The 21042-nt window shown below is 60.7% G+C and carries 20 protein-coding genes; 9 read left to right on the top strand and 11 right to left on the bottom strand.

Features of this window, described 5'->3' with window-relative positions:
• Nucleotides 1–258: 258 nt before the first annotated feature.
• Nucleotides 259–720, bottom strand: a complete 462-nt coding sequence (locus tag THALAR_RS05930; RefSeq protein WP_021100591.1) for an Lrp/AsnC family transcriptional regulator — start codon at nt 718–720, stop codon at nt 259–261.
• Between the two features lie 138 nt (nt 721–858).
• Between THALAR_RS05930 and cysG the strand changes: the two genes are divergently transcribed.
• The 6 genes from cysG (at nt 859) to THALAR_RS05960 (ending at nt 6257) form a co-directional block, all read left to right on the top strand.
• Nucleotides 859–2238, top strand: a complete 1380-nt coding sequence (gene cysG, locus THALAR_RS05935; RefSeq protein WP_021100592.1) for a siroheme synthase CysG — start codon at nt 859–861, stop codon at nt 2236–2238.
• On the top strand, nt 2235–2534 hold the full coding sequence (locus tag THALAR_RS05940; RefSeq protein ID WP_021100593.1) for a DUF2849 domain-containing protein: 300 nt from the start codon (nt 2235–2237) through the stop codon (nt 2532–2534). The genes cysG and THALAR_RS05940 overlap by 4 nt, the downstream gene beginning before the upstream one ends.
• Entirely contained in the window at nt 2534–4198 is a 1665-nt protein-coding gene (locus THALAR_RS05945; RefSeq protein WP_021100594.1) for a nitrite/sulfite reductase, read from the top strand. Before THALAR_RS05940 ends, THALAR_RS05945 begins: the two co-directional genes overlap by 1 nt.
• Nucleotides 4188–4928 (top strand): phosphoadenylyl-sulfate reductase, encoded by a 741-nt coding sequence (locus THALAR_RS05950; RefSeq protein ID WP_021100595.1) that lies wholly within the window; start codon nt 4188–4190, stop codon nt 4926–4928. Before THALAR_RS05945 ends, THALAR_RS05950 begins: the two co-directional genes overlap by 11 nt.
• Nucleotides 4925–5338, top strand: a complete 414-nt coding sequence (locus THALAR_RS05955; protein ID WP_021100596.1) for a DUF934 domain-containing protein — start codon at nt 4925–4927, stop codon at nt 5336–5338. Before THALAR_RS05950 ends, THALAR_RS05955 begins: the two co-directional genes overlap by 4 nt.
• A 73-nt stretch (nt 5339–5411) precedes the next feature.
• On the top strand, nt 5412–6257 hold the full coding sequence (locus THALAR_RS05960; RefSeq protein ID WP_040817290.1) for a ferredoxin--NADP reductase: 846 nt from the start codon (nt 5412–5414) through the stop codon (nt 6255–6257).
• Nucleotides 6258–6356: 99 nt separating this feature from the next.
• Here the strand turns inward: THALAR_RS05960 and THALAR_RS05965 are convergent, their stop codons facing one another.
• Entirely contained in the window at nt 6357–7142 is a 786-nt protein-coding gene (locus tag THALAR_RS05965) for a hypothetical protein (RefSeq protein WP_021100598.1), read from the bottom strand.
• A 230-nt stretch (nt 7143–7372) separates the two neighbouring features.
• Here THALAR_RS05965 and infC point away from each other — a divergent pair, with 230 nt between their 5' ends.
• Nucleotides 7373–7888, top strand: coding sequence for a translation initiation factor IF-3 (gene infC, locus THALAR_RS05970; protein WP_021100599.1), 516 nt, complete (start codon nt 7373–7375; stop codon nt 7886–7888).
• Nucleotides 7889–8053: 165 nt separating this feature from the next.
• Here infC and THALAR_RS05975 read toward each other — a convergent pair whose 3' ends face one another.
• The 7 genes from THALAR_RS05975 to THALAR_RS06005 form a co-directional block, all read right to left on the bottom strand.
• Nucleotides 8054–9049, bottom strand: coding sequence for a molybdopterin-binding protein (locus THALAR_RS05975; protein WP_021100600.1), 996 nt, complete (start codon nt 9047–9049; stop codon nt 8054–8056).
• Nucleotides 9049–10023: an XdhC family protein gene (locus tag THALAR_RS05980; protein WP_021100601.1), complete on the bottom strand. Its 975-nt coding sequence runs from the start codon at nt 10021–10023 to the stop codon at nt 9049–9051. The genes THALAR_RS05975 and THALAR_RS05980 overlap by 1 nt, the downstream gene beginning before the upstream one ends.
• On the bottom strand, nt 10013–10477 hold the full coding sequence (locus THALAR_RS05985) for a DUF1203 domain-containing protein (protein WP_021100602.1): 465 nt from the start codon (nt 10475–10477) through the stop codon (nt 10013–10015). The genes THALAR_RS05980 and THALAR_RS05985 overlap by 11 nt, the downstream gene beginning before the upstream one ends.
• Before the next feature lie 134 nt (nt 10478–10611).
• On the bottom strand, nt 10612–12468 hold the full coding sequence (locus THALAR_RS05990) for an OmpA family protein (protein ID WP_021100603.1): 1857 nt from the start codon (nt 12466–12468) through the stop codon (nt 10612–10614).
• A 78-nt stretch (nt 12469–12546) separates the two neighbouring features.
• Nucleotides 12547–13803, bottom strand: a complete 1257-nt coding sequence (locus THALAR_RS05995; protein WP_021100604.1) for a vWA domain-containing protein — start codon at nt 13801–13803, stop codon at nt 12547–12549.
• Nucleotides 13804–13811: 8 nt separating this feature from the next.
• Entirely contained in the window at nt 13812–14498 is a 687-nt protein-coding gene (locus THALAR_RS06000) for a hypothetical protein (protein WP_021100605.1), read from the bottom strand.
• 58 nt (nt 14499–14556) lie between these two features.
• Nucleotides 14557–15468 (bottom strand): AAA family ATPase, encoded by a 912-nt coding sequence (locus THALAR_RS06005; RefSeq protein ID WP_021100606.1) that lies wholly within the window; start codon nt 15466–15468, stop codon nt 14557–14559.
• Nucleotides 15469–15581: 113 nt separating this feature from the next.
• Here THALAR_RS06005 and THALAR_RS06010 point away from each other — a divergent pair, with 113 nt between their 5' ends.
• Together THALAR_RS06010 and THALAR_RS06015 are read left to right on the top strand one after the other, a co-directional pair.
• On the top strand, nt 15582–16802 hold the full coding sequence (locus THALAR_RS06010; protein WP_021100607.1) for an acyl-CoA dehydrogenase: 1221 nt from the start codon (nt 15582–15584) through the stop codon (nt 16800–16802).
• A gap of 170 nt (nt 16803–16972) precedes the next feature.
• Nucleotides 16973–17995: a Fe(3+) ABC transporter substrate-binding protein gene (locus THALAR_RS06015; protein WP_021100608.1), complete on the top strand. Its 1023-nt coding sequence runs from the start codon at nt 16973–16975 to the stop codon at nt 17993–17995.
• A 72-nt stretch (nt 17996–18067) separates the two neighbouring features.
• Here the strand turns inward: THALAR_RS06015 and THALAR_RS06020 are convergent, their stop codons facing one another.
• Entirely contained in the window at nt 18068–19684 is a 1617-nt protein-coding gene (locus THALAR_RS06020) for an ABC transporter permease (RefSeq protein WP_407638131.1), read from the bottom strand.
• Between the two features lie 95 nt (nt 19685–19779).
• Nucleotides 19780–20871, bottom strand: a complete 1092-nt coding sequence (locus THALAR_RS19010; protein ID WP_407638132.1) for a glycosyltransferase family 2 protein — start codon at nt 20869–20871, stop codon at nt 19780–19782.
• Nucleotides 20872–21042 lie beyond the last annotated feature (171 nt).

The raw sequence follows: 21042 nt of genomic DNA on the forward strand, positions 1-21042 counted from the left end.
GCGGAAAAGCGTGCGCCCTTCGTCAAGACCGTGCTTCTAACCGACCGGAAAGATACAGACATAGACGAATTATACGACCTCTTGCCAAGTCTGGTCAGCATCGTAAGTCCCACAGTGTCGCCGGAGTTGATCGGAAAGATCGCTCTGTCTAGCATCAATGGGCCCAACCCCGTCCCCCCCCGAGAAGCAATGCACGCCCACCCTTCCGACACTGGTGCTTCCAGTCATTCCTGCGCCGGCGGCAGGGCTCTTCGCAGGTTAAAGCGGTAGAGCGGTGGTGGACTTGATCTCTTCCATCGACAAAAGCGCGGTCACGTTAAAGATGCGCACCTCCGAGATCAGCGCCTGATAGAATACGTCGTAAGCCCGCGCATTGGCCACGCGCACTTTCAGAATGTAGTCGATGTCGCCCGCGAGACGGTGGGCTTCCAGCACTTCAGGACGGGCCTGCAAGGTCGTCAAAAACTTGTCTTGCCAGTCGGTTTCATGCTCGGACGTGCGGATCAGCACAAAAAAGCACGCCTCCAGCCCCAGCTTTTCAGGGTCCAGAACTACGGTGTCCTGCTTTATCACCCCAGCGGCCCGCAGTTTCTTGATTCTGTTCCAGACAGGCGTCTTGGAAGACCCTGTTTTTCGGGCAATTTCGTCAAGACTTTGTGACGCGTCCTGCTGAAGCTGCGCAAGGATGTTCCGATCCATTGCATCAATCTGAGCCGCCATTCGCTTTCCCCTCTCAATTCGGAACACGCGTTCCATTTACTTAATTTTTCAAAACAATATTCCTTATTTTCTCGAATGGGTAGGCATTATTAGGATTTTTTTCTAAATATGGAGCCAAGCAAACGAGGGGTCGCTCAGATGAAGCACTTTCCGATTTTTATGGCCCTAGAGGGGCACCGCGTCGTGGTCTCCGGTGGCGGCGAAGCAGCGCTTGCAAAGCTGCGGCTGCTGCTCAAGACCGAAGCCCGCCTTACCGTCATCGCCGCAAACGCTGCTCCCGAGATTGCGGCATGGGCCGATGAGGAGCGGCTCACCCTGATCAATCGCTCCATGGAAGCAGGCGATGCCTTGTGCGCCCGCCTGTTTTACGCGGCCAACGAGGATGACGCCGAAGACGCCCGCGTAGCTGATCTGGCGCATCGTGATGGCGCATTGGTCAACATTGTCGACAATCTTGAAGACAGCCAGTTTATCACGCCCGCCATGGTCGACCGCGATCCCGTCGTCGTTGCCATCGGCACCGAAGGCGCGGCACCGGTGCTGGCACGCGCCATCAAAAAAGACATCGAAGAGCGCCTAAGCCCGCGCCTTGGCCTGATGGCCCGCATCGGCAAGGCGTTCCGCGCGAAGGCCGACGCCCTTCCGTTCGGACTGAAGCGTCGGGAGTTCTGGGCCGACTATTATAACAAGGACATCGCAACCGAGGCGCAGGCACAAGAGGCTCTGGACACACTCTTGGGCAAACACCTCAACGCACAAGCCAAAGAAGGTCATGTCGAACTGGTCGGTGCAGGTCCCGGCGACCCCGATTTGCTGACGATGAAAGCCCGCAAGGCGCTGGATGCCGCCGACGTGGTGATCTATGACCGCCTCGTCGCGCCTGAGATTCTGGAGCTCGCACGTCGGGAAGCTGTGATGCTGTCCGCAGGCAAGGAGGGCTTTGGCCCCTCGGTCACGCAGGACGCGATCAACGAAATGATCGTCAGCCACGCCCGTGCAGGTGCCCATGTCGTACGGCTGAAATCCGGCGACCCCACCGTCTTTGGGCGTCTCGACGAGGAAATCGAAGCCTGCGAAGCCTCCGGCGTCGCGTGGAGCATCGTGCCCGGCATTACCTCGGCCTCCGCCGCGGTGGCGTCCCTTGGTCAAAGTCTGACCAAACGCGGGCGCAATTCCGGTGTGCGCTTCATTACGGGTCACGACACCAAAGGCTTCGCCGATCACGACTGGAAAACGCTGGCCCGTGAAGGCGAGGTCGCCGCGATCTACATGGGCAAGAAGTCCGCGCGTTTCATTCAAGGCCGCTTGCTGATGCACGGTGTCGACGCTGCGACGCCCGTGACGGTGATCGAAAATGCATCGCGCCCTAATCAACGCATCCTCGCCACCTGTCTGGGAGAGCTGGAACCAACCCTTTCCGACGCCAATCTGTCCGGCCCCGCGCTGGTCTTCCTTGGCCTCGCCCCCCGTGCCGCGATGGCGGCAGCACAACAACACGAACTGGAGGCTGTGTCATGAGCAAGCCCTTTACCCCCAAAGTCGTCACCGCCAACGCCTTGCTCGAAGGTGACGTCGTCTATCTTGCCGCAGATGACCGCTGGACCCGCGAACTGAGCGAGGCCGAAATTCTGGAAGACGAGGCTCATGCAGCATTGCGCCTTCTTGATGGGGCGTCGGAAGCCAGCGTCGTGGTCGGCGCCTATCTGGCGGACGTCGCCTTGAAAGACGGCATCCCCCATCCGACCCATTTCCGCGAAGAGTTTCGCACACGCGGGCCGTCCAACTACGCGCATGGCAAGCAGGAGCAAATCTAATGTATCAATATACTGACTTCGACCGCGACTTCCTCGCGGAACGCAACGCCCAGTTTCGCGCACAGGTAGAACGCCGCATCGACGGCTCGCTGACCGAGGACGAATTCAAGCCGCTGCGCCTGATGAACGGTTTGTATTTGCAACTGCACGCCTACATGCTGCGGGTGGCCATTCCCTACGGCACGCTGAACGGCGAGCAGATGGACGTGCTGGCCGACATCGCGGACAAGTGGGACAAAGGCTACGGCCACTTCACCACCCGTCAGAACATACAATATAATTGGCCGAAGCTGCGCGACGTGCCTGACATGCTCGACGCCTTGGGAGAGGTCGGCATGCACGCCATCCAGACCTCCGGCAACACGATCCGAAACGTGACCGCCGACCATTTCGCCGGTGCTGCGCGGGATGAGATCGAAGACCCCCGCCCCACGGCGGAGCTATTGCGCCAGTGGTCCACTGACCATCCGGAGTTTCAGTTCCTGCCGCGCAAGTTCAAGATTGCCGTGACCGGCTCGCCCAATGACCGCGCCGTCATCAAGGCCCATGACATCGGGCTGCGTATCGTCGAGCGGGACGGTGAAACCGGCTACGAGGTCGTCATTGGCGGCGGGCTGGGCCGTACGCCGATGATCGGTAAAGTGCTGCGGGACTTCCTGCCAAAGGCAGACCTGCTGCCCTACTGCGAAGCCATCGTGAGCGTCTACAACGTGCTGGGCCGCCGCGACAACAAGTACAAAGCACGCATCAAGATCACCGTGCATGAGAACGGTATCGACACCATCCGCGAGATGGTGGAGCAACGTTTCAGCGAGTTGCGCCCGCTCTTCCGAGGTGTCGACCAGAAGATGCTGAAAGCTATCGAAGCGCAGTTTGCGCCGCCGGTTTTCCAAAGCGGCTCTGTCGCCGCTTTCATGGATGCCTACCACGCCGATCCGGTGTTCCGCTCTTGGGCAGATACCAACCTGACCGCGCATAAGAACGAAGACTATTCCATCGTCTCGATTTCGATCAAGAAGCACGGCCAGACCCCCGGGGATGCGGCGTCTGAGCAGATGCGCGTCATGGCACAGCTTGCTCGCGAGTTTGCACATAACGAACTTCGCATCAGCCATGAGCAGAATGTTATCCTGCCTCACGTACACAAATCGAACCTTCCGGCAATTCACGCACGTCTCAAGGCCGCTGGCTTGGCGACTGCGAATATCGGCAAGATCTCCGACATAATCGCCTGCCCCGGCATGGACTATTGCGCACTGGCGACAGCCCGTTCCATCCCTGTGGCGCAGCAGATCGCGACCCGCTTTGACGAGTTGAAACTGGAGCACGACATCGGCGACCTGAAGATCAAGATCTCGGGCTGCATCAACGCCTGCGGGCACCATCACGTGGGCCATATCGGCATCCTTGGCCTGGACCGTGCAGGCGTCGAGAACTACCAGATCACGCTGGGCGGCGACCACACCGAGACGGCAGCAATCGGGGAGCGCGCAGGTCCGGGCTTCGCCTATGACGAAATCGTCCCCGCGGTCGAGCGGCTGGTCTATGCATATCTCGACCTCCGCACAGACGCCGAGGAACGCTTCATTGACACCTACCGCCGGCTGGGCATGGCCCCGTTCAAGGCGGAATTGTATCCGGAGGTAAAAGCCAATGCCGCTTGAAGCCCCTCTCGCCCCCGCAATCGACCGTGCGGCGGAACTGAATGCCCGCTACCGCAAACACGCGGCGGTGGACGTCTTGCGCCACGCGCTCACGGACCCTCAGGTTGGCCAAACCGCGCTGGTCAGCTCTTTCGGTGCGGAATCGGTTGTGCTGTTGCATCTGCTGTCCACGCTGGACCGCACCGTGCCCGTGATCTTTCTGGACACGGAGATGCTGTTCCCCGAAACCAAAGCCTATCAGGCCGAGCTTGCTGCGACCTTGGGTCTGAACGTGCGCGTGACCGGACCGGACCGCGCGACCCTGCTGGAGCGTGATCCCGAAGCCCTGCTTTACCGCCACGACCCTGACGCCTGCTGCGCCATGCGCAAGTCGGAGCCTTTGGAGATGGCCCTGCAAGGGTTTGATGCTTGGGTGACCGGTCGTAAACGGGTTCAGGGTGGCGCACGCGCTCAGCTTGAATTCTTCGAGGCTGACGAAAGCAACCGCATCAAGATCAACCCCTTGGCGCACTTCACCATCGAAGACGTCCAAGATTACATCACCAACAACCGCCTGCCCCGACACCCGTTGGTTGCACGCGGGTTCGCGTCGATCGGCTGCGCCCCGTGCACCACCAAGACCCAGCCGGGCGAAGCCCCCCGTGCAGGTCGCTGGCGGGGACAGGATAAATCGGAATGCGGCATCCATATCGTGGATGGCAACATCGTCAGAAAGAAGGACGCAGCATGAGCGTTGTCATCACAGATACGGGCTTCGCGCCCGACACATTTAACCGCAAGTTTACCGATCTGGCGGACCTGCCGGCAAACGACACGCCCTGCTGTGTCGACTTTCCGTCCGACGCCGAGCCGTCCAGCCTTGCTGGCCGACTGAGCGACATCGAAATGATCCGCGTGGCGTTTCCAAGCTCCGCCGACGGTCGCGGGTTCACCATCGCGCGCCAGTTGCGACTGATGGGATTCACCGGACGCCTGCGGGCCAAGGGTCACGTCATCGCGGACCAATACGCGATGGCACGTCGATGTGGCTTCGACGAGGTCGAGATCGACGACGATCTGGCCGCCCGCCAACCGGAAGAACAGTGGCGCGCCCGCGCCGACTGGCAGGCCCACAACTACCAGGCCCGGCTGCGCGGCTGATCGTCCTATTTAAAATCCCGAGCAATCCCATTAGAAGGACCGGAAAGGTGACAAGCCTCTCCGGAATTACGACATGAATGAAGTAGTCAACATGAATGCACCCGTCAAAGCCGTCCCGACCCTGCCTGACGCCCAGACTGTCACGCAGGTCAAACACTGGACCGACCGTCTGTTTTCCTTCCGCGTGACGCGGCCCGCATCCCTGCGGTTCCGCTCGGGCGAGTTCGTGATGATCGGCCTGATGGGCGACCCCGACCCCGTCACAGGCAAGCAAAAACCGCTGCTGCGGGCGTATTCAATCGCGTCGCCAAGCTGGGATGAGGAGCTGGAGTTTTACTCGATCAAGGTGCAGGACGGCCCGCTGACCTCCAAATTGCAGCACATCAAAGTAGGCGACCAGATCATCTTGCGGCCCAAGCCGGTCGGCACGCTCGTCCATGACGCGCTGCTTCCGGGCAAGCGGTTGTGGTTCTTCGCCACCGGCACAGGCTTCGCACCTTTCGCGTCCCTATTGCGCGACCCGCAAACCTACGAGGATTACGACGAGGTCATCATCACCCACACCTGCCGCGACGTGGCAGAGCTGGAATATGGCCGTCAGTTGATCGAAGAGATCCGCAGCGACGAGTTGCTGGGAGAATTGATTGGCGAGGACAATCTGAAAAAGCTGGTCTACTACCCGACGACCACCCGCGAGGAGTCGCCGAAAATGGGACGCGTGACGGACAAGCTGCGCTCCGGCGAGATATTCAAGGATCTGGGCGTGCCACCGATGACGCCGGAGACCGACCGCGCGATGGTATGCGGCTCATTGGGACTGAACAACGACCTGAAAGAAATTCTTGAAGGTTTCGGCCTTGAAGAAGGCGCCAACAGTGAGCCCAAGCACTACGTAGTGGAGAAGGCTTTCGTCGGCTAAATACCTGTCGTTGAAATAAAAAAAGGCCGCGCCGGTTGATCCGGCGCGGCCCTTTTTTGTCGCCGGTTCCCCGCGGGGAACCGGCAGACGTCCTCGGGCTTATTGGCCCAATGCTGCTCTGAGCTCTTCGAGAATGCCGGCCAACCTTTCGGGATTGTCACGGGCTTGCTCAAGGCTGGTTTTCAGCGTCGTTTTTGCCAGCGGGTTCAAGTCGGAATTCTCAACCATTTCGACGACCTTGTCGTAGTCGAACCCTTCCACGGTCAGCGCCTCCGGCGTTGCTGCGTCGGCGTCGGTCGCCGCGTCGGTTGCGTCAGACGCTGCTTCGGAAGTTGCCTCAGCAGCATCGGAGGCGGCATCCGTAGTCGCCTCGACTGCGTCGGAGGCCGCTTCGGTGGTAGCATCGACCGCGTCGGAAACTGCGTCGCTTGCATCGTTGGCTGCGTCTGTGGTGGCATCGGTGGCGTCAGATGCCGCATCGCTCAGCGCGTTTGCAGCATCGGAGGCCGCTTCGCTTGTCGCGTCGGCGGCTTCACTCGCACCTTCGGCCAAGCTGTTGGCTGCGTCCGTCGCGGCGTCGGTGCCGGTTGCAACGGCGTCAGAAGCAGCATCGGCAGCTTCTTCTGCGGCGCTCTCGACCGTTTCCGCTGTATCGGATGCGGCGTCGCTGGCCTCTTCAGTGGCAGCTTCGACCTCTGCCTCTGCGGCATCGGCGGCTTCAGACGCCTCTTCGGCGGTGGTTTCGGTCGCTTCCTCTACTGAGGTCGCCGCCTCGCCGGAGGCCTCAGTTGCCGCGTCCATGGCGTCGTCGTTCTGATTCATCCAGAAATAACCGCCGACCGCGAGCAGTGCGATGACGACAATGACAATAATTCCACGTTGCATAATATGTAATTCCCCATGATTGCGCGGACATAATGCCGCTTCCAGCATCGAGCTATGGTAAAGGAATGGGCTTTACAACGGAGTTTTGCCATAGTTTTTCCCCCTCCACCCCAAATGGGCGGAAAACCGACTTGTAGGACGGGTCCGGTCTCTCTATTTTGACGGCTCGAAACAGTTGAAACATAAGAAGGACTTCAACCATAGCCCGCAGACCTCACAATGCGCCGCCCGTGCGTGAAACCGGACCGCGCGTCAACGACCGCATCCGAGCTGATGAAATCCGCCTTATTGGCGCCGAAGGTGAAAACGTAGGCGTCGTGACGCCTGCCCGAGCGATGGCCATGGCCGAGGAGGTCGGGCTTGACCTTGTCGAGATCTCGCCCAATGCCAACCCGCCCGTGTGCAAGATCATGGACTTCGGCAAATACAAATACGAGACCCAGAAGAAAGAGGCCGAAGCACGCAAGAAGCAGAAGATCATCGAAATCAAGGAGGTCAAGTTCCGCCCAAACACGGACACCAACGATTACGATGTCAAGATGCGCAACGTGTTCAAGTTTCTGGACAATGGAGACAAGGTGAAAGTGACCCTGCGCTTCCGTGGCCGTGAAATGGCTCACTTGAACTTGGGCCGCGAATTGCTTGAGCGCGTAGCCGCCGATGTCGAGGGCAAGGGCAAGGTCGAGAACATGCCCAAGATGGAAGGCCGCCAGATGATCATGCTGATCGGCCCGCTGAAAACCTGAGCGCACCGCGCCTGACCTGATTGAAAAGCCCCGATGGCCTGACGGCCGTCGGGGCTTTGCTATATTCTGGTGATGGTTGGCGAGCGTGAGCCCTACCTGTCAGCGTTGCGATTGCTGTGATCTCGGGATGCCTCCGGCGGAGGTATTTCCGGAAAAAAGAAGCCGTCAGTCAGGCTTTGGGTTGCGTGGCTGTGGACGCGTTGGAATCTCTTTGAGCAAACCGCCCACCCCCATGCCCATGATGTCCCTGGCTGTGACGGGGATGCCGCAAACCAATCGCTCAAGCACCCAATCTGCGCCGTTCAGGGCCGGCGATCGGGCACATCCGGGAAGTCCGATGACAGGCCGTCCGTGCAGCTCGCCCAAAAACAGAAGGTTCCCCGGATCGACAGGCATTCCAAAATGAGACACCGTCCCCCCCGCCTTTCCGAGCGCCTCGGGCGCGGTGTCGCGAATGTCCGACGTGGCGGATGCAGTCAGGATCAAGATCAGATCCCCGGTGACGATGGACAGCGTCCGCGCGAGTGCGTCTATATCGTGAGGGCAGCGGACCGGATCTTCCATTTGCGCCCCTAGCGCCGCCAGCCTCGCTTGCATATTTGCTGCGCCCTTATCTGATACGGCTCCAATAGTGGTCTCGATAAAGCTTGCGCGCTGCAACTGCACCGTTGCGAGGCACAACGCGTTCCGAGCTGCCTGCCGCGCCTGCTCAAGTGCCTGTTTCCGAACCCCGTAGGAGATGATCTTGACCGTGGCGACCATACCGCCGCTGGTCATGCGCTGATAAGGCGGGACCGTCGAGACGGTGATCATCGGATCGACCGAGTTCACCGCGTGGATAGCATTCGCGTCGATCTGGACCACTCCCGGGGCGTCGGCGAAGATGTTGCAGCGACCTGTGCCCGCTTTTCCAAGGCGCAGCCGTGTCTCTTCGCCATCAGCTACCAGCGACCGCGCAAGCGCTTCGGCCGCCTTGTCTTCATGTACGTCGTCGGGATCAAGGCGAGCGACGACGACCTCATGCACTCCCGAGGCTGCGAGCCGGTCGAGATGGACCTGTTCCAGCACCAGGCCTTTGCGCAGGCGCCCGCCTTCCACGTCTTCGGAATGCGCCAGAATTGCGCCGAGCGCTTCCTTGAGGGGGACGGCTCCGAACTCCATCAGCCTTGCCGCAGGGTCTGGATGATCTGCGCCATAATGCTGATCGCTATCTCAGCCGGAGATTTTGCCCCTATGTCGAGCCCCACCGGTGCATGAATCCGGTCAATCTGCGAGGGGTTGAAACCGGCATTTCGCAGACGTTCGACGCGTTTGGCGTGGGTCCGGGTCGAGCCGAGGCAGCCGATATAGAAGCAATCAGATGCGAGCGCTGCCTGAATGGCAGGGTCATCAATTTTGGGGTCATGCGTCAGCGTCACGACCGCCGTGCGACTGTCGATGGCAAACGCATCCAGTGCGGCGTCGGGCCAGTCATGCACCAAGTCGGTGTCGGGGAAGCGGGCGACGCTTGCGAAGGCTTCGCGCGGATCGATCAGCACTGGCGCGAAGCCAGCCGCACGGGCCATCGGTAGCAGGCTTTGTGCGATGTGGACGCCCCCGATGACCGCCATGCGCAAGGGCGGATTATGGATGGCTACGAAGACGTTATCCTCGAACCCAGAACGGTCGGCGCGAAAGCGGTCCGGGTAGCTGTCTGGCCCGCTCAAGGCGCGGTCCCAGCTTTGGATGTCGACCGTGTACGCTACGGGATGTGACGCGGCGCGGGCGGTAACCAGCTCTGCCAGCATCGGCTCTGGCATTGCGCTACCCACAGGCTCCACCAGCACGCGGATAGTGCCTCCGCAGGCAAGCCCCACCGCAAAGGCCTCGTCATCGGACACGCCGTATTCCAGCAGGCGTGGCGTGCCATCGTCCAGAGCATCCATCGCCTCGACCACCACGGCGCCTTCGACGCAGCCGCCGGAGACCGAGCCCATGATGTCCCCCTGCCCCGAGATCGCCAGCTGCGAGCCGACGGGGCGCGGCGCGGAGCCCCATGTTTCGACCACCGTTGCCAGCGCGGCACCGGTTCCGTTACGGTGCCACTCAAGGGCGATTGCCGGAATGTCATTGAGGTCGGAATGATCAGTCGTCACGGGTGATCCTTGTCAGAAAGCAGTTGTTGCGCGCGGATCGCACGTCAATGTAGGCCACTTCCGGTCGCTCGAAAAGCGTTGTTCCATAAGCGTCGATCTCATCCGCAGGTGTGATCCGTCCTGTCCCGCCGACGATGCGATTGTCAGCGGAGTAGGCCTTCATCAAGTAGTCCGGCGACGAGGTCAGGACCGGCGGAACATTTTCACCTGCATAGGGTGCGCAATGCTCGGCGCACAGGAATATCGGGCCGGTCTCGGCATAGGGCTGCGGTTGGGGGAAAGGGCGCGCCGCGAGGATGAGCATGGCCGCACCCTCTGGAATGGTATTCAGGCAGGATCGGCAAGGTTTACCCTGCCCGTCTGAAATTGCGCGCTCGGCAGGTTGGCCGTTTGCATCAGCGCCGCCTTTACGGACGTGGTCGACAAAACTCTGTTCGTAGGGATGGTAGTGCATTTGGGATCTCCTCACAGTGTTCATACAGTTTGAAGAGTTTGCCCCGGTACATAGCGGCGGTGCGACCCGCTCTTTGCGCAAATGACAATTGTCGGCAATAAGGGAGCCACGCGGCCCCTTATTGCTGATTGAACCTACCGCGATGCGCTTTGCAGCAGCGGCGTGATGCGGCGCACTGTCGCGCGGCGGTTCTGGCGCTCGGCCTCCGGCGTGACGACCTTCAGATTGGCCTCGCCATAGCCCTGCACGATCATGTTCTCCGGCGGGACGTCAAAATACTCCGTCAGAGCAAGCGCCACGGACTCCGCGCGCCGGTCCGACAATGCCAGATTGTAGCCCGCCGCGCCCACCGCATCCGTGTGGCCTTCCACAAGGAACACCTCATTCGGGCTGTCTTCGATAAGCTGACGCATCGTCACGCCCAAATCGCGTAGCTCCTCAGCCTCGGACGCGCGAATGGCGGCAGAGCCGGTATCGAACTGCACGGCGGACAGCTCAATCTCGGGGACAAGCTCGCGCACGGCGCGGATCTGGCGGATTTGTTGTAGAGTGAAGCGGCGCTCAAACACTACGTCCTGCTGCGCCTCTCCCTCCAATGCGCGGCGAAGATAGTCTAAGTCGGCATCCTCGGCGCGCTCAGGGCGACGTGTTGGCAGGGTCGATACATCGACAGGCTGTGCCTCGGTTGTGTCGTCGAACAGAACCACGCGGCGGCCATCGGGGAAAACACGTTCTCGGCGCAGCACCTGACCGTTAGCGGCGCGGATCGTCTCCACCTGCAAGCCATCGGGACGCGTCACAATGGTTCGGGTCGAGCCGTCATCAAAGGTGCGGGTGCGCACCTCGGAGCCGGGCCTGCGGATCAGCACATCATCATCCTTGAGAACCTGATAGTCGCCGTTGTCGCGGCGCACCACAACGCGGTCGCCGGAGTTGCTGACGACATCAGCGCCGTTATCGACCAACTGGCTCAGCAGCGCGATACCTGCCGCACCAAGGGCGAACTTCTCGAAGTTGTTGAGGCCGCTGTCAGACTGGTCGGCAGTGGCAGCGGGGGCGGCCTGTGCGTTGGCGGACGTGTCGAAATCCTCCGAACTGGAGCGCACGTCCTCATCGGTGACGACCTGCGCCTCGACTTCTTCCATGCTCTCGTCGCCCTCTGCTGCGGTGGCGGCGACTTCTGGCGTCTCATTTGCCGCTTGCGTGCTTTCGGCGGTGTCTTCTTGGACGACCTGCTCGGCTTGTGCAGCGTCAGTTTGTGCAGCTTCGTCGGTGCCGTCAGCTGTGGCGCTCTCCTGCTGCTCTGGCGATGTTGCCGTCTCTGCGCTTGGCTCGGCTTCTGCTTCTGCCTCCGCTTCCGTCTCAGCCGCAACGTCGGGCTGCTCGGTAATAGCGTCGGCCTCGGGTTGAGCCTCCGTTTCAGGGTCATCGGCAGCAGTTTCTGCTGTCTCGGTCTGTGCAGGTTCCTCTGTCGGCTCCGCTGTATCGGTCTGAGCATCCGTCTCAGGGGCTGCTGCGTCCTGAGGCTCGTTTTCTTGAGCTTCAGGCGCCTCTTCTGCCTGCTCCGTCACTTCTGGCTCCGCTTCAGGTTCGGCAGCTGTTTCCGGTTCAGGTGGCTGTTCTTGCTGCGAGGTTTCGGTGCCCGTCTCAGCTTCGGCTTCCGATTCTGCCGCCACCTCAGGTTCGGGCTCAGGTTCGGGCTCAGCTACCGCCTCAGATTCCGCTTCCGTCTCGGCCTCTGCTGGAGATTCCGGAACGATCGTCCCATCCGCGTTGATCGAAAACGGGGTTTCGATTCCGCCCTCGGCGTTCAGCGCAAGGGTGCCTTGGCTCACGCCATCAAGAAGGCTCTGGGCACATACCATAGGCGCGCTGGCGGCCGCGCAGATTTCGGAGACCTGCTCTTCAGACAGGCCGGTCTGGGCAGAAGCCGGGGTGACGAGTGCCAGAGTCAGCGCCATGGCGGTCGATGTTTTGGCGATATGTTGCATCGTTTCGAAGTCCTTATGTGGTCGGAATCGTAGACAAACCCGCGAATAGCAGACGGGGTTCCATGCCGACCGCGACGATCAGCGGTCTATTGCCAGTAACAGCCTGTCCTTCTCGCCCGCGTCATCAGGGCGCGATATTGCCTCAGCCAGCCCTTCGAGTGCTGCGATGTTATGACCTGCGCGGAAGCTGTCGACATGGGGCAGCATCACCCTGATCCCGCGCGCCTTGGGCGCGAATTCCTCCCAGCGGAGAAGCGGGTTCAGCCAGATGACCTTGCGCGCGCTCAGACGCAGGCGGCGCATTTCATGCGCCAACGCTTCGGGGTCGTCTCGGTCCAAACCATCGGTTATCAGCAAAACCACCGCGCCCGATCCCATCACCCTGCGTGACCAGTCGCGGTTGAACTGGTGCAGGCAGGTGCCGATTCTGGTCCCGCCCTCCCAGTCCTGCGCCTGCGCCCCCGCCGCCGCCAGCGCCGCGTCAACGTCGCGGGTGGCCAGATGCCGGGTAATGTTGGTCAGGCGTGTGCCGAAGGTGAAAGCGTGGATTTTTGCCCAACCCGCGCCCTTTTCGTTGCTGACCGCGTGCAGGAAGTGCAGCACCGCACGGGAGTACTGGGACATAGAGCCGGAAATGTCGCATAGCGCGACAAGATTGGGCCAGCGCTGACGGCGGGCTTTCAAAGCGAAGTTTTGCATCTCGCCGCCTTGCCGCATGGCCGCGCGCAAGGTGGCGGGGCCGTCGATCAACGTGCCGTTGGGGTTCAGGCGGGTGCGGCGGGACACCAGAGGCTTCACAGGCAGGGTCAGCTTGGCCAGCATCCGCTTGGCGGCCGCCATCTCTGCATTGCTCATCTGTTCGAAATCGAGACTGCGCAGCCGCTCCTCACTGGACATGGTGCGGGAGGCGTCGATCTCGATCTCCGTTCCCTGCTCTTCATCTTCGGGCAGGTCGAGGTCGCGGTTGATCCCGTCGAGCAAGGCTTCCGCCGCGCGTTTCTCGGCCGCTTTGGGCTTTTGCGCCTCGTTCACCCCCCGTACCATCGGGCTGAGGGCTGCGATCATATGCTCCAGATAGCGCGGATCACGCCAGAACAGCCGGAAGACCTGCGCGAATGTGGCGCGGTGCTCCGGTCGGGACACGAAACAGGCTTGCAGCACATAGTAAAAGTCGTGCTTTCGGGTGAACCCCACCGCCTCGACCGCGCGGATGGCATCGACGACGCGGCCCGTGCCGACAGGGATACCTGCCGCCCGCAACGCACGGGCGAACCATGTGATATTGTCGGCAAGTTTGCCGTCTTCGGGGATATCGAGGGGGAGGTATTCGGCCATTACGCGCGTCAGCCCGGCGGGACCACTGCCAGTTCGTAGCTACTGTTGCCCACAGAATAAATCGTGTGAACCTTGAGATAAATCCGGTCGCGAAGATCAGTTGTCACGTCCAAATATTTTGCCCCGTTCGACGTTTTGATCCAGCCAACATGCTCTTCCCGCGTGTTGTAGAGCTCCACACGAACCTCGTACCCATTCACATGTTTGAGCATGAGCTGACTACCAACCACCCCCTCATCCGGCACCGCCATGACGAACCAGTCGGGTTGGTCCTTTGTCACTGTTCCCTTCACGCGCTGCGCGTATGAAATTGCGTTCGCCACTCTCGCATCATCATTCGGCTCGTCTTCGTCGACGACGCCACCCTCTTGAATGGTGACCGGCGCGCGGGGCGGAGGATTGCTGCGCCGCTCATCCTGCTCGGAACGGGACGAGGCATCTTCCCTTGCTGTCTCAATCGGCATAATCACCGCAGTTTTCTCCTTCACAAACAGCGGAAGCGATAGGAACGCTGCCCCGACCAGAAACACCAGCAGACCTGCCGAGGAGCTTTCAAACTTCAATCCGAACAGCTCAATTTTCGCTGCACCTTCCGGTTTGGGGCGCAAAAGCAAGTAGAGGCCGACGCCAGCAAAGACGGCTCCTGCGATCATCAAGATAATCAATTTTGTGCCGTCGAGGGTTTCGAAATTCATGGGCCCTCCCGCTGAAAACTGTTCCTATCTTACCCCTGATACCGATTTCACGCCAGTTTTACGCGTCAGCTAACTCGGCGCGGACTTCGTCGAGGATGCGCTTGGCCTCGGAGCCCTGAATTTTCTGGATGTCGTCCTGATATTTCAGGATCGCGCCCAGCGTGTCAGCGATGACTTCCGGCGACATGGAGAGCACATCCAGCGCCAACAAGCACTTAGCCCAGTCGATTGTCTCCGCGACACCGGGGGCCTTGAACAGATCCTCGGTTCGAAGCTTTTGAACGAAGCCTACGATTTCTCGGCTCAGGGTTTCTTTCGCCTCCGGGGCACGGGCGCTGAGGATCGCCATCTCACGCTCGAAGTCAGGATAGTCGACCCAGTGATAGAGGCAGCGGCGCTTTAGCGCATCGTGTACCTCCCGCGTGCGGTTGGAGGTCAGGATCACGATCGGCGGCTCGGCGGCCTTGATGGTGCCCAGCTCGGGGATGGTGACCTGAAAGTCCGACAGCGCCTCCATCAGGAACGCCTCAAACGGGGCGTCGGTGCGGTCCAGCTCGTCGATCAGCAGCACGGGCGGGCCACCTTCCTGTGGCTGCATGGCCTCCAGCAGCGGGCGGGCGGTCAGGTAGTCATCCGAGAACAGCTCCGCCTGCAAGGCATCGCGGTCGGTGGTGCCGGTCGCTTCAGCGGTGCGGATGGCGACCATCTGCGCGGGGAAGTTCCACTCGTAGACTGCGGACGCCGCGTCCAGCCCTTCGTAGCATTGCAGCCGGATCAGGCGGCGGCCAAGCCCTGCTGCGATGGCCTTGGCTATTTCTGTCTTGCCGGTCCCGGCCTCCCCTTCCAGAAACATCGGGCGGCCCAGCTTGAGCGCGAGGAAGACCACTGTCCCAAGCGCCCGGCCGCAGATGTAGTCCTGCCCTGCCAGAAGCGAGATGGTATCGTCGATGGACTGGGGCAGTTTGGTCATGGGTGTCTCCTCACATGCGACATAGCTGCATCTGAGAGCAGCGCCGTCAAGCATTGCCCCGCGCAAGAGCGGGCGATAGGCTGCGCGCAAGCTTTGCCAATGGAGATGCCCCCATGAACGTCACCACACCGATATCCGCCAAAGATGCCCCCGACATGGCCCGCTTTGACTGGGAAGACCCCTTCCGTCTGGAAGACCAGTTGACCGAAGACGAGCGCATGTTGCGCGACGCGGCGCGCAGTTTTGCCGATGCGGAACTTGCGCCGAAAGTCATTCAAGCCAACCGCGAAGAAACCGTCGATCCGGGCATTTTCAAAGCGATGGGCCAAGCGGGTCTTTTGGGCCTGACTTTGCCCGAGAAATATGGCGGGCTTGGCGCGTCCTACGTGACCTACGGGCTGGTCGCGCGCGAAATCGAGCGGGTGGATTCCGGTTACCGCTCGATGATGTCGGTGCAGTCCTCGCTGGTGATGTATCCTATCTACGCTTACGGCTCCGAAGAGCAGCGGCAGAAATACCTGCCCGGATTGGCTGCGGGCGACCTAATCGGCTGTTTCGGCTTGACCGAGCCTGATGCAGGCTCCGACCCTGCGGGGATGAAAACCACAGCCAAGAAAACCGACACAGGCTACGTGCTGAACGGGTCGAAAATGTGGATCTCAAACGCGCCCTTTGCGGATGTGTTCGTGGTCTGGGCCAAGTCAGAGGCACATGGCGGCAAGATTCGCGGCTTCGTGCTGGAAAAAGGCATGGACGGACTGTCCGCGCCGAAGATCGGCGGCAAGCTGTCGCTGCGGGCGTCGACCACGGGCGAGATCGTCATGAAGGATGTGGCGGTGGGCGAAGACGCCCTGCTGCCGAATGTCGAGGGGCTGAAAGGCCCGTTCGGCTGCCTCAATCGTGCCCGCTACGGTATTGCGTGGGGTGTTCTGGGCGCGGCCGAGTTCTGCATGCAGGCCGCCCGCCAATACGGGTTGGACCGCAAGCAGTTCAACAAGCCGCTGGCGCAGACGCAGCTTTATCAGAAGAAACTGGCGGATATGCTGACGGAGATTTCGCTGGGGCTGCAAGCCGCGCTGCGCGTAGGCCGTCTGATGGACGAGGGACGCGCCGCGCCGGAAATGATCTCCATCGTGAAACGCAACAATTGTGGCAAGGCGCTGGATATGGCGCGAATGTCGCGGGACATGCATGGCGGCAACGGCATTCAGGAGGACTACCAGATCATGCGCCATATGGTGAACCTCGAAACGGTGAACACCTATGAAGGCACGCATGACGTCCATGCCCTGATTCTGGGACGGGCGGTGACCGGGCTTCAGGCGTTCTTCTGAGCCCAGCTATCCAGAGACACGACTGATTGGCGGCCTTTCGGGGCCGCCTTTTTCTTTGTCGGCGGCTTCTCGTCGTATTCTGATCTTTTTAGTCAGAAACACTTGCATCCTCTGACAAATATAGTAACCAATAAAAACAGTCAGAAATAACAACCCGATGGACGGACCTTATGACCAAAACTCCACTCACGCTTTCTCTGCTGATCGCCGCCACGTTCGGCGCAGCCTTGCCCGCGCTCGCAGAAGGTGAGCTAAACCTCTATTCCTCGCGCCACTATGACACCGACGAAAAGCTCTATTCCGACTTCACCGAGGCCACTGGCATCACGATCAACCGCATCGAAGGCAAGGGCGACGAGCTGATCACCCGCATCGAGGCCGAAGGGGCGAACTCCCCTGCCGACGTGCTGTTGACCGTCGACACCTCCCGACTGGAGCGCGCGAAGAATGCGGGTATCTTGCAATCGATCGACAGCGATGTGCTGGAAGAAAAAGTGCCGTCCAACCTGCAAGACAGCGACAACCAGTGGTTCGGATTCTCGCAGCGGGCGCGGATCATCTTCTACGACAAAAACGCCGTAGAAAACCCGCCACAAACCTACGCGGCGCTGGCTGACCCTACCTATAAAGGTCAGGTTTGCATCCGGTCTTCCACGAACACCTACAACCAGACCCTGCTGGCCTCGATCATCGAAAACGACGGTGAAGAAGCTGCGACAGCATGGGCCCAGGGCGTGGTCGACAACATGGCCCGCGCACCGCAAGGCGGGGATACCGACCAGTTGCGCGGCATCGTATCCGGTGAATGCGCCATCGCAGTCGGCAACACCTATTACTTCGCCCGCGCCATGGCGCAGGATGTGGATGGCGTATCGGCTGATATTGACAAGATCGGCTGGGTCTTCCCCGACCAAGAGGGTAACGGCGCGCATGTGAACCTGTCGGGTGGAGGTGTGGCGGCCAATGCACCGAACAAGGAAAACGCGGTCAAGTTCCTCGAATACCTCGTCTCCGACTCCGCGCAGAAGTATTTTGCAGGCGGTAACGACGAATTTCCCGTCGTGGAAGGCGTCGAGACGACCTCTGCGGTGCAAAGCCTTGGCGAATTCAAAGCCGACGATGTGGACCTGTCCGCTGTGGCCAAGAAACTGCCGAAGGCCTTGGAAATCTTCAACCAAGTTGGTTGGGAATAAGTCTCCCGACATTCCCGGCTACTGGGGGAAAGGCGCGATGGGCAACCCACCGCGCCTTTTCTCATGGGCGGGTTAGCGGCGGCGCACCTGACGGCAGATCAGAATGACCGGCAACAGCCCGATAGCCACGATCACCAGCGACGGCACCGCCGCGCCCTCCAGCCGCTCATCCGATGCCAGCCGGTAAGCCTGCACGGCGAGCGTGTCGAAGTTGAACGGGCGCAGAATCAACGTTGCAGGCAGTTCTTTCATCACATCGACGAACACGATCAGCAGCGCGGTCAAAAGGCTGGGTTTAAGGATCGGGAAATGCACCCGCCGCAAGGTGCCGAACGCGGTCTGCCCAAGCGCGCGTGATGCCATGTCCATATTCGCGTTCACCGCCACCTGCCCGCCCTCATACGCGCCCAAGGCGGCGGCAAGGAAGCGGATCATATAGGCCGCGACCAGCAACCAGATAGAGCCGGTCACCAGCAATCCGGTCGAGATGTCGAACGTCGCCCGCATCCACGCATCCAGCGCGTTATCGAAATTGGCGAAAGGCACCATCAGACCCACGGCGATCACCCCGCCCGGCACCGCATAGCCAAGTCGCGCAATGGAGGTGGATATGCGCGACAGCGGGCCATCATCCAGCCGTTGAAGGTAGCCCAGCGTGACCGCTGCTGCGACCGTGACGAGCGCAGCGACCCCCGCCAGCGTCACCGAGTTCAGGGCAAAGTCCCTGTAGCGCGCCGAAAGCAGGTTTTGCTCCCCACCCAACCCCATGATGACCAGCGCAATCGCCGGAAGCACCCAGCCGAACAGCACGGGGATGACGCAAAGCAGCATCGCCCCCCACTTCGCCCAGCCGGTAAGCTGGATGGGTGCCATCGGCTCCTGACGCTTGCCGCCGTGGTATTTCGCACGTCCACGGGTCGAGCGTTCAAGGACCGCCAGCACCAGCGCCACCGACAAAATCCCAAGCGCCAGTTGCGCGGCCCCTGCCCTGTCGCCCAGCGAAAACCAGCTTGTGTAGATGCCCGTGGCAAAGGTTTGGACGCCGAAATAGGCGACGGTTCCGAAATCCGCGATCGTCTCCATCACCGCCAGCAAGACGCCCGATGCAATCGCGGGGCGCGCCATCGGGATCGAGACACGCAAGAACGCCTGCCATGGCGTTTTACCCAACGCCCGTGCGGCCAGAAACGACGTGGCGCTTTGTTGAAGGAAAGCCGCCCGCGCCAGAAGGTAGACGTAGGGATAGAGCACAAGGATCAGCATCACCGCCGCCCCGCCAAGGGACCGGATTTCCGGAAACCAGTAGTCGCGCGGCCCCCATCCCGTCACGTCGCGCAGCGTCGACTGGACGATGCCGGGATGGTCCAGAATATGGGTGTAGGCATAAGCCAGCACATAGGCAGGGAATGCCAGCGGGATGACCAGCGCAATTTCCAGCAACTTCCGCCCCGGAAACTCCGTCATGGTCACCAGCCACGCAGCGCCGGTGCCGATCATCAGCGTCCCGACCGAGACCAGCAGGACCAGAAAGGCGGTCGTCCGCGTGTAGCGTCCCAAGACCGTGTCGGCCAGATGCTCCAGCGTATCACTGCCGCCCGTCACTGCCGCCAAGGCTACGGCGACCATCGGAAGAAGACACACAGCCGCAAGCACAACCGCAGCGCGGCGTAGGCTTTTGGGACCGGAGATGGTCTGGCGGGAACGTGAAAGGCTCAACATGGCCCCCTGTCTCTACAAGCGCGAGCGGGCGATGGAAAGCGAAGACCTATGGAAACGCTCAGGCTCTAATGCGTCGTCTTGGCGCGCTCGACGGTGAAGAAGAAGTCCTTGGGGATGTCATCCATCAAGGCAACCTCGTCGGGGATCACGTCCGGCCCTGCCAGAAACACATTCGCGCCGAAGTGGTTGTGCATCCGCGACAGCCGCTCCATTCGCTCGCCGGTCAGGTCTTTGTAAAAGTTCGCGTAGTTCTCGGTTGACTTGAGTTCGTCGATCTTCTCGCGGTGCTTGCCAACGGAGTACTCATGCGCTGCCCGCAACTCGGGGTCGGCCATGAGCCGGTCGAATTCGGCTTGCAATAGCGGCAGCTTCGTCTGGGCTGACGCGTTCTCTTCCCAGTTGTTATTCATTCGAAACCAGTAGCTTAGCCCCTGATCCCGATCCACATGGTTCACCCGCCCACGGTCCCTCTTGACCAGAAAGCTCTCGGCGGAGCGCACGGCGTAGTGGTTCAGCGTCACCAGATCGTAGCCGTAGCTGTCCGTGGTCGAGCGCCAGCCGTTGCGGATCAGCTTCTTGGGCATTGGCTTGCCGGAGCCGTTGACCCATTTGATCTTGTCCCACAGGTCGGGTTTCAGACCCTTAGGGCGGTGTACGCCCATTTTCTTGTAGATACCGATATTGCGGAACAGCGTCTTGAAGCCCCAGGCTTGATGCGGCTTGCGGCACAACTCCGGCGCGCAGCGGGTGAACTGGTTGATCAGAAATTCGTCTTTGTAGTCATGTACATCCGCGTTGCCATACAGCCGCCAGGTCAGCGAAATCATGTTCGCGTCACCCACCGCCTTGTAGAGATCGTCCAGCTTGCCCTCGCCCACATGGATGTTGATAAACTCGTCCACGTCCATGGAAATCGCCCAGCCCGCGTTCTGGAAAACCTCCTCCTTGTCGGCAGCGTCCAGCGCCCAATGCTGGGGCTTGAGATCAGAGCCGGCGAACTTGTTGTCACGCCGCTGTAGAATGCCACGGTCTTGCAACAGGTCCAGAAGCTCGTCCGTGCCATCGTTGCAATCGTTGGTATAGACCAGAAAGTCATCCACCCCGATGGCGCGATGATAGGCGATCCATTCAAGGATAAACGGCCCCTCGTTCTTCATGCAGGTGACAATCACCGTGCGCCCGCCTTCGATCGCTTTGCCCGCAGGTTCCTGCATCTTGCTTTCGGGGGGCCGGACGGGCTTGTGACCCCAGACATCCTGCGCCATTGCCAACAGGTGTTCGTCCTCGATCAACGAGGTTTTCGGCACCAGTTCCGCCGCATTGTAGTC

Source organism: Litoreibacter arenae DSM 19593 (assembly GCF_000442275.2).
GTDB lineage: Bacteria > Pseudomonadota > Alphaproteobacteria > Rhodobacterales > Rhodobacteraceae > Litoreibacter > Litoreibacter arenae.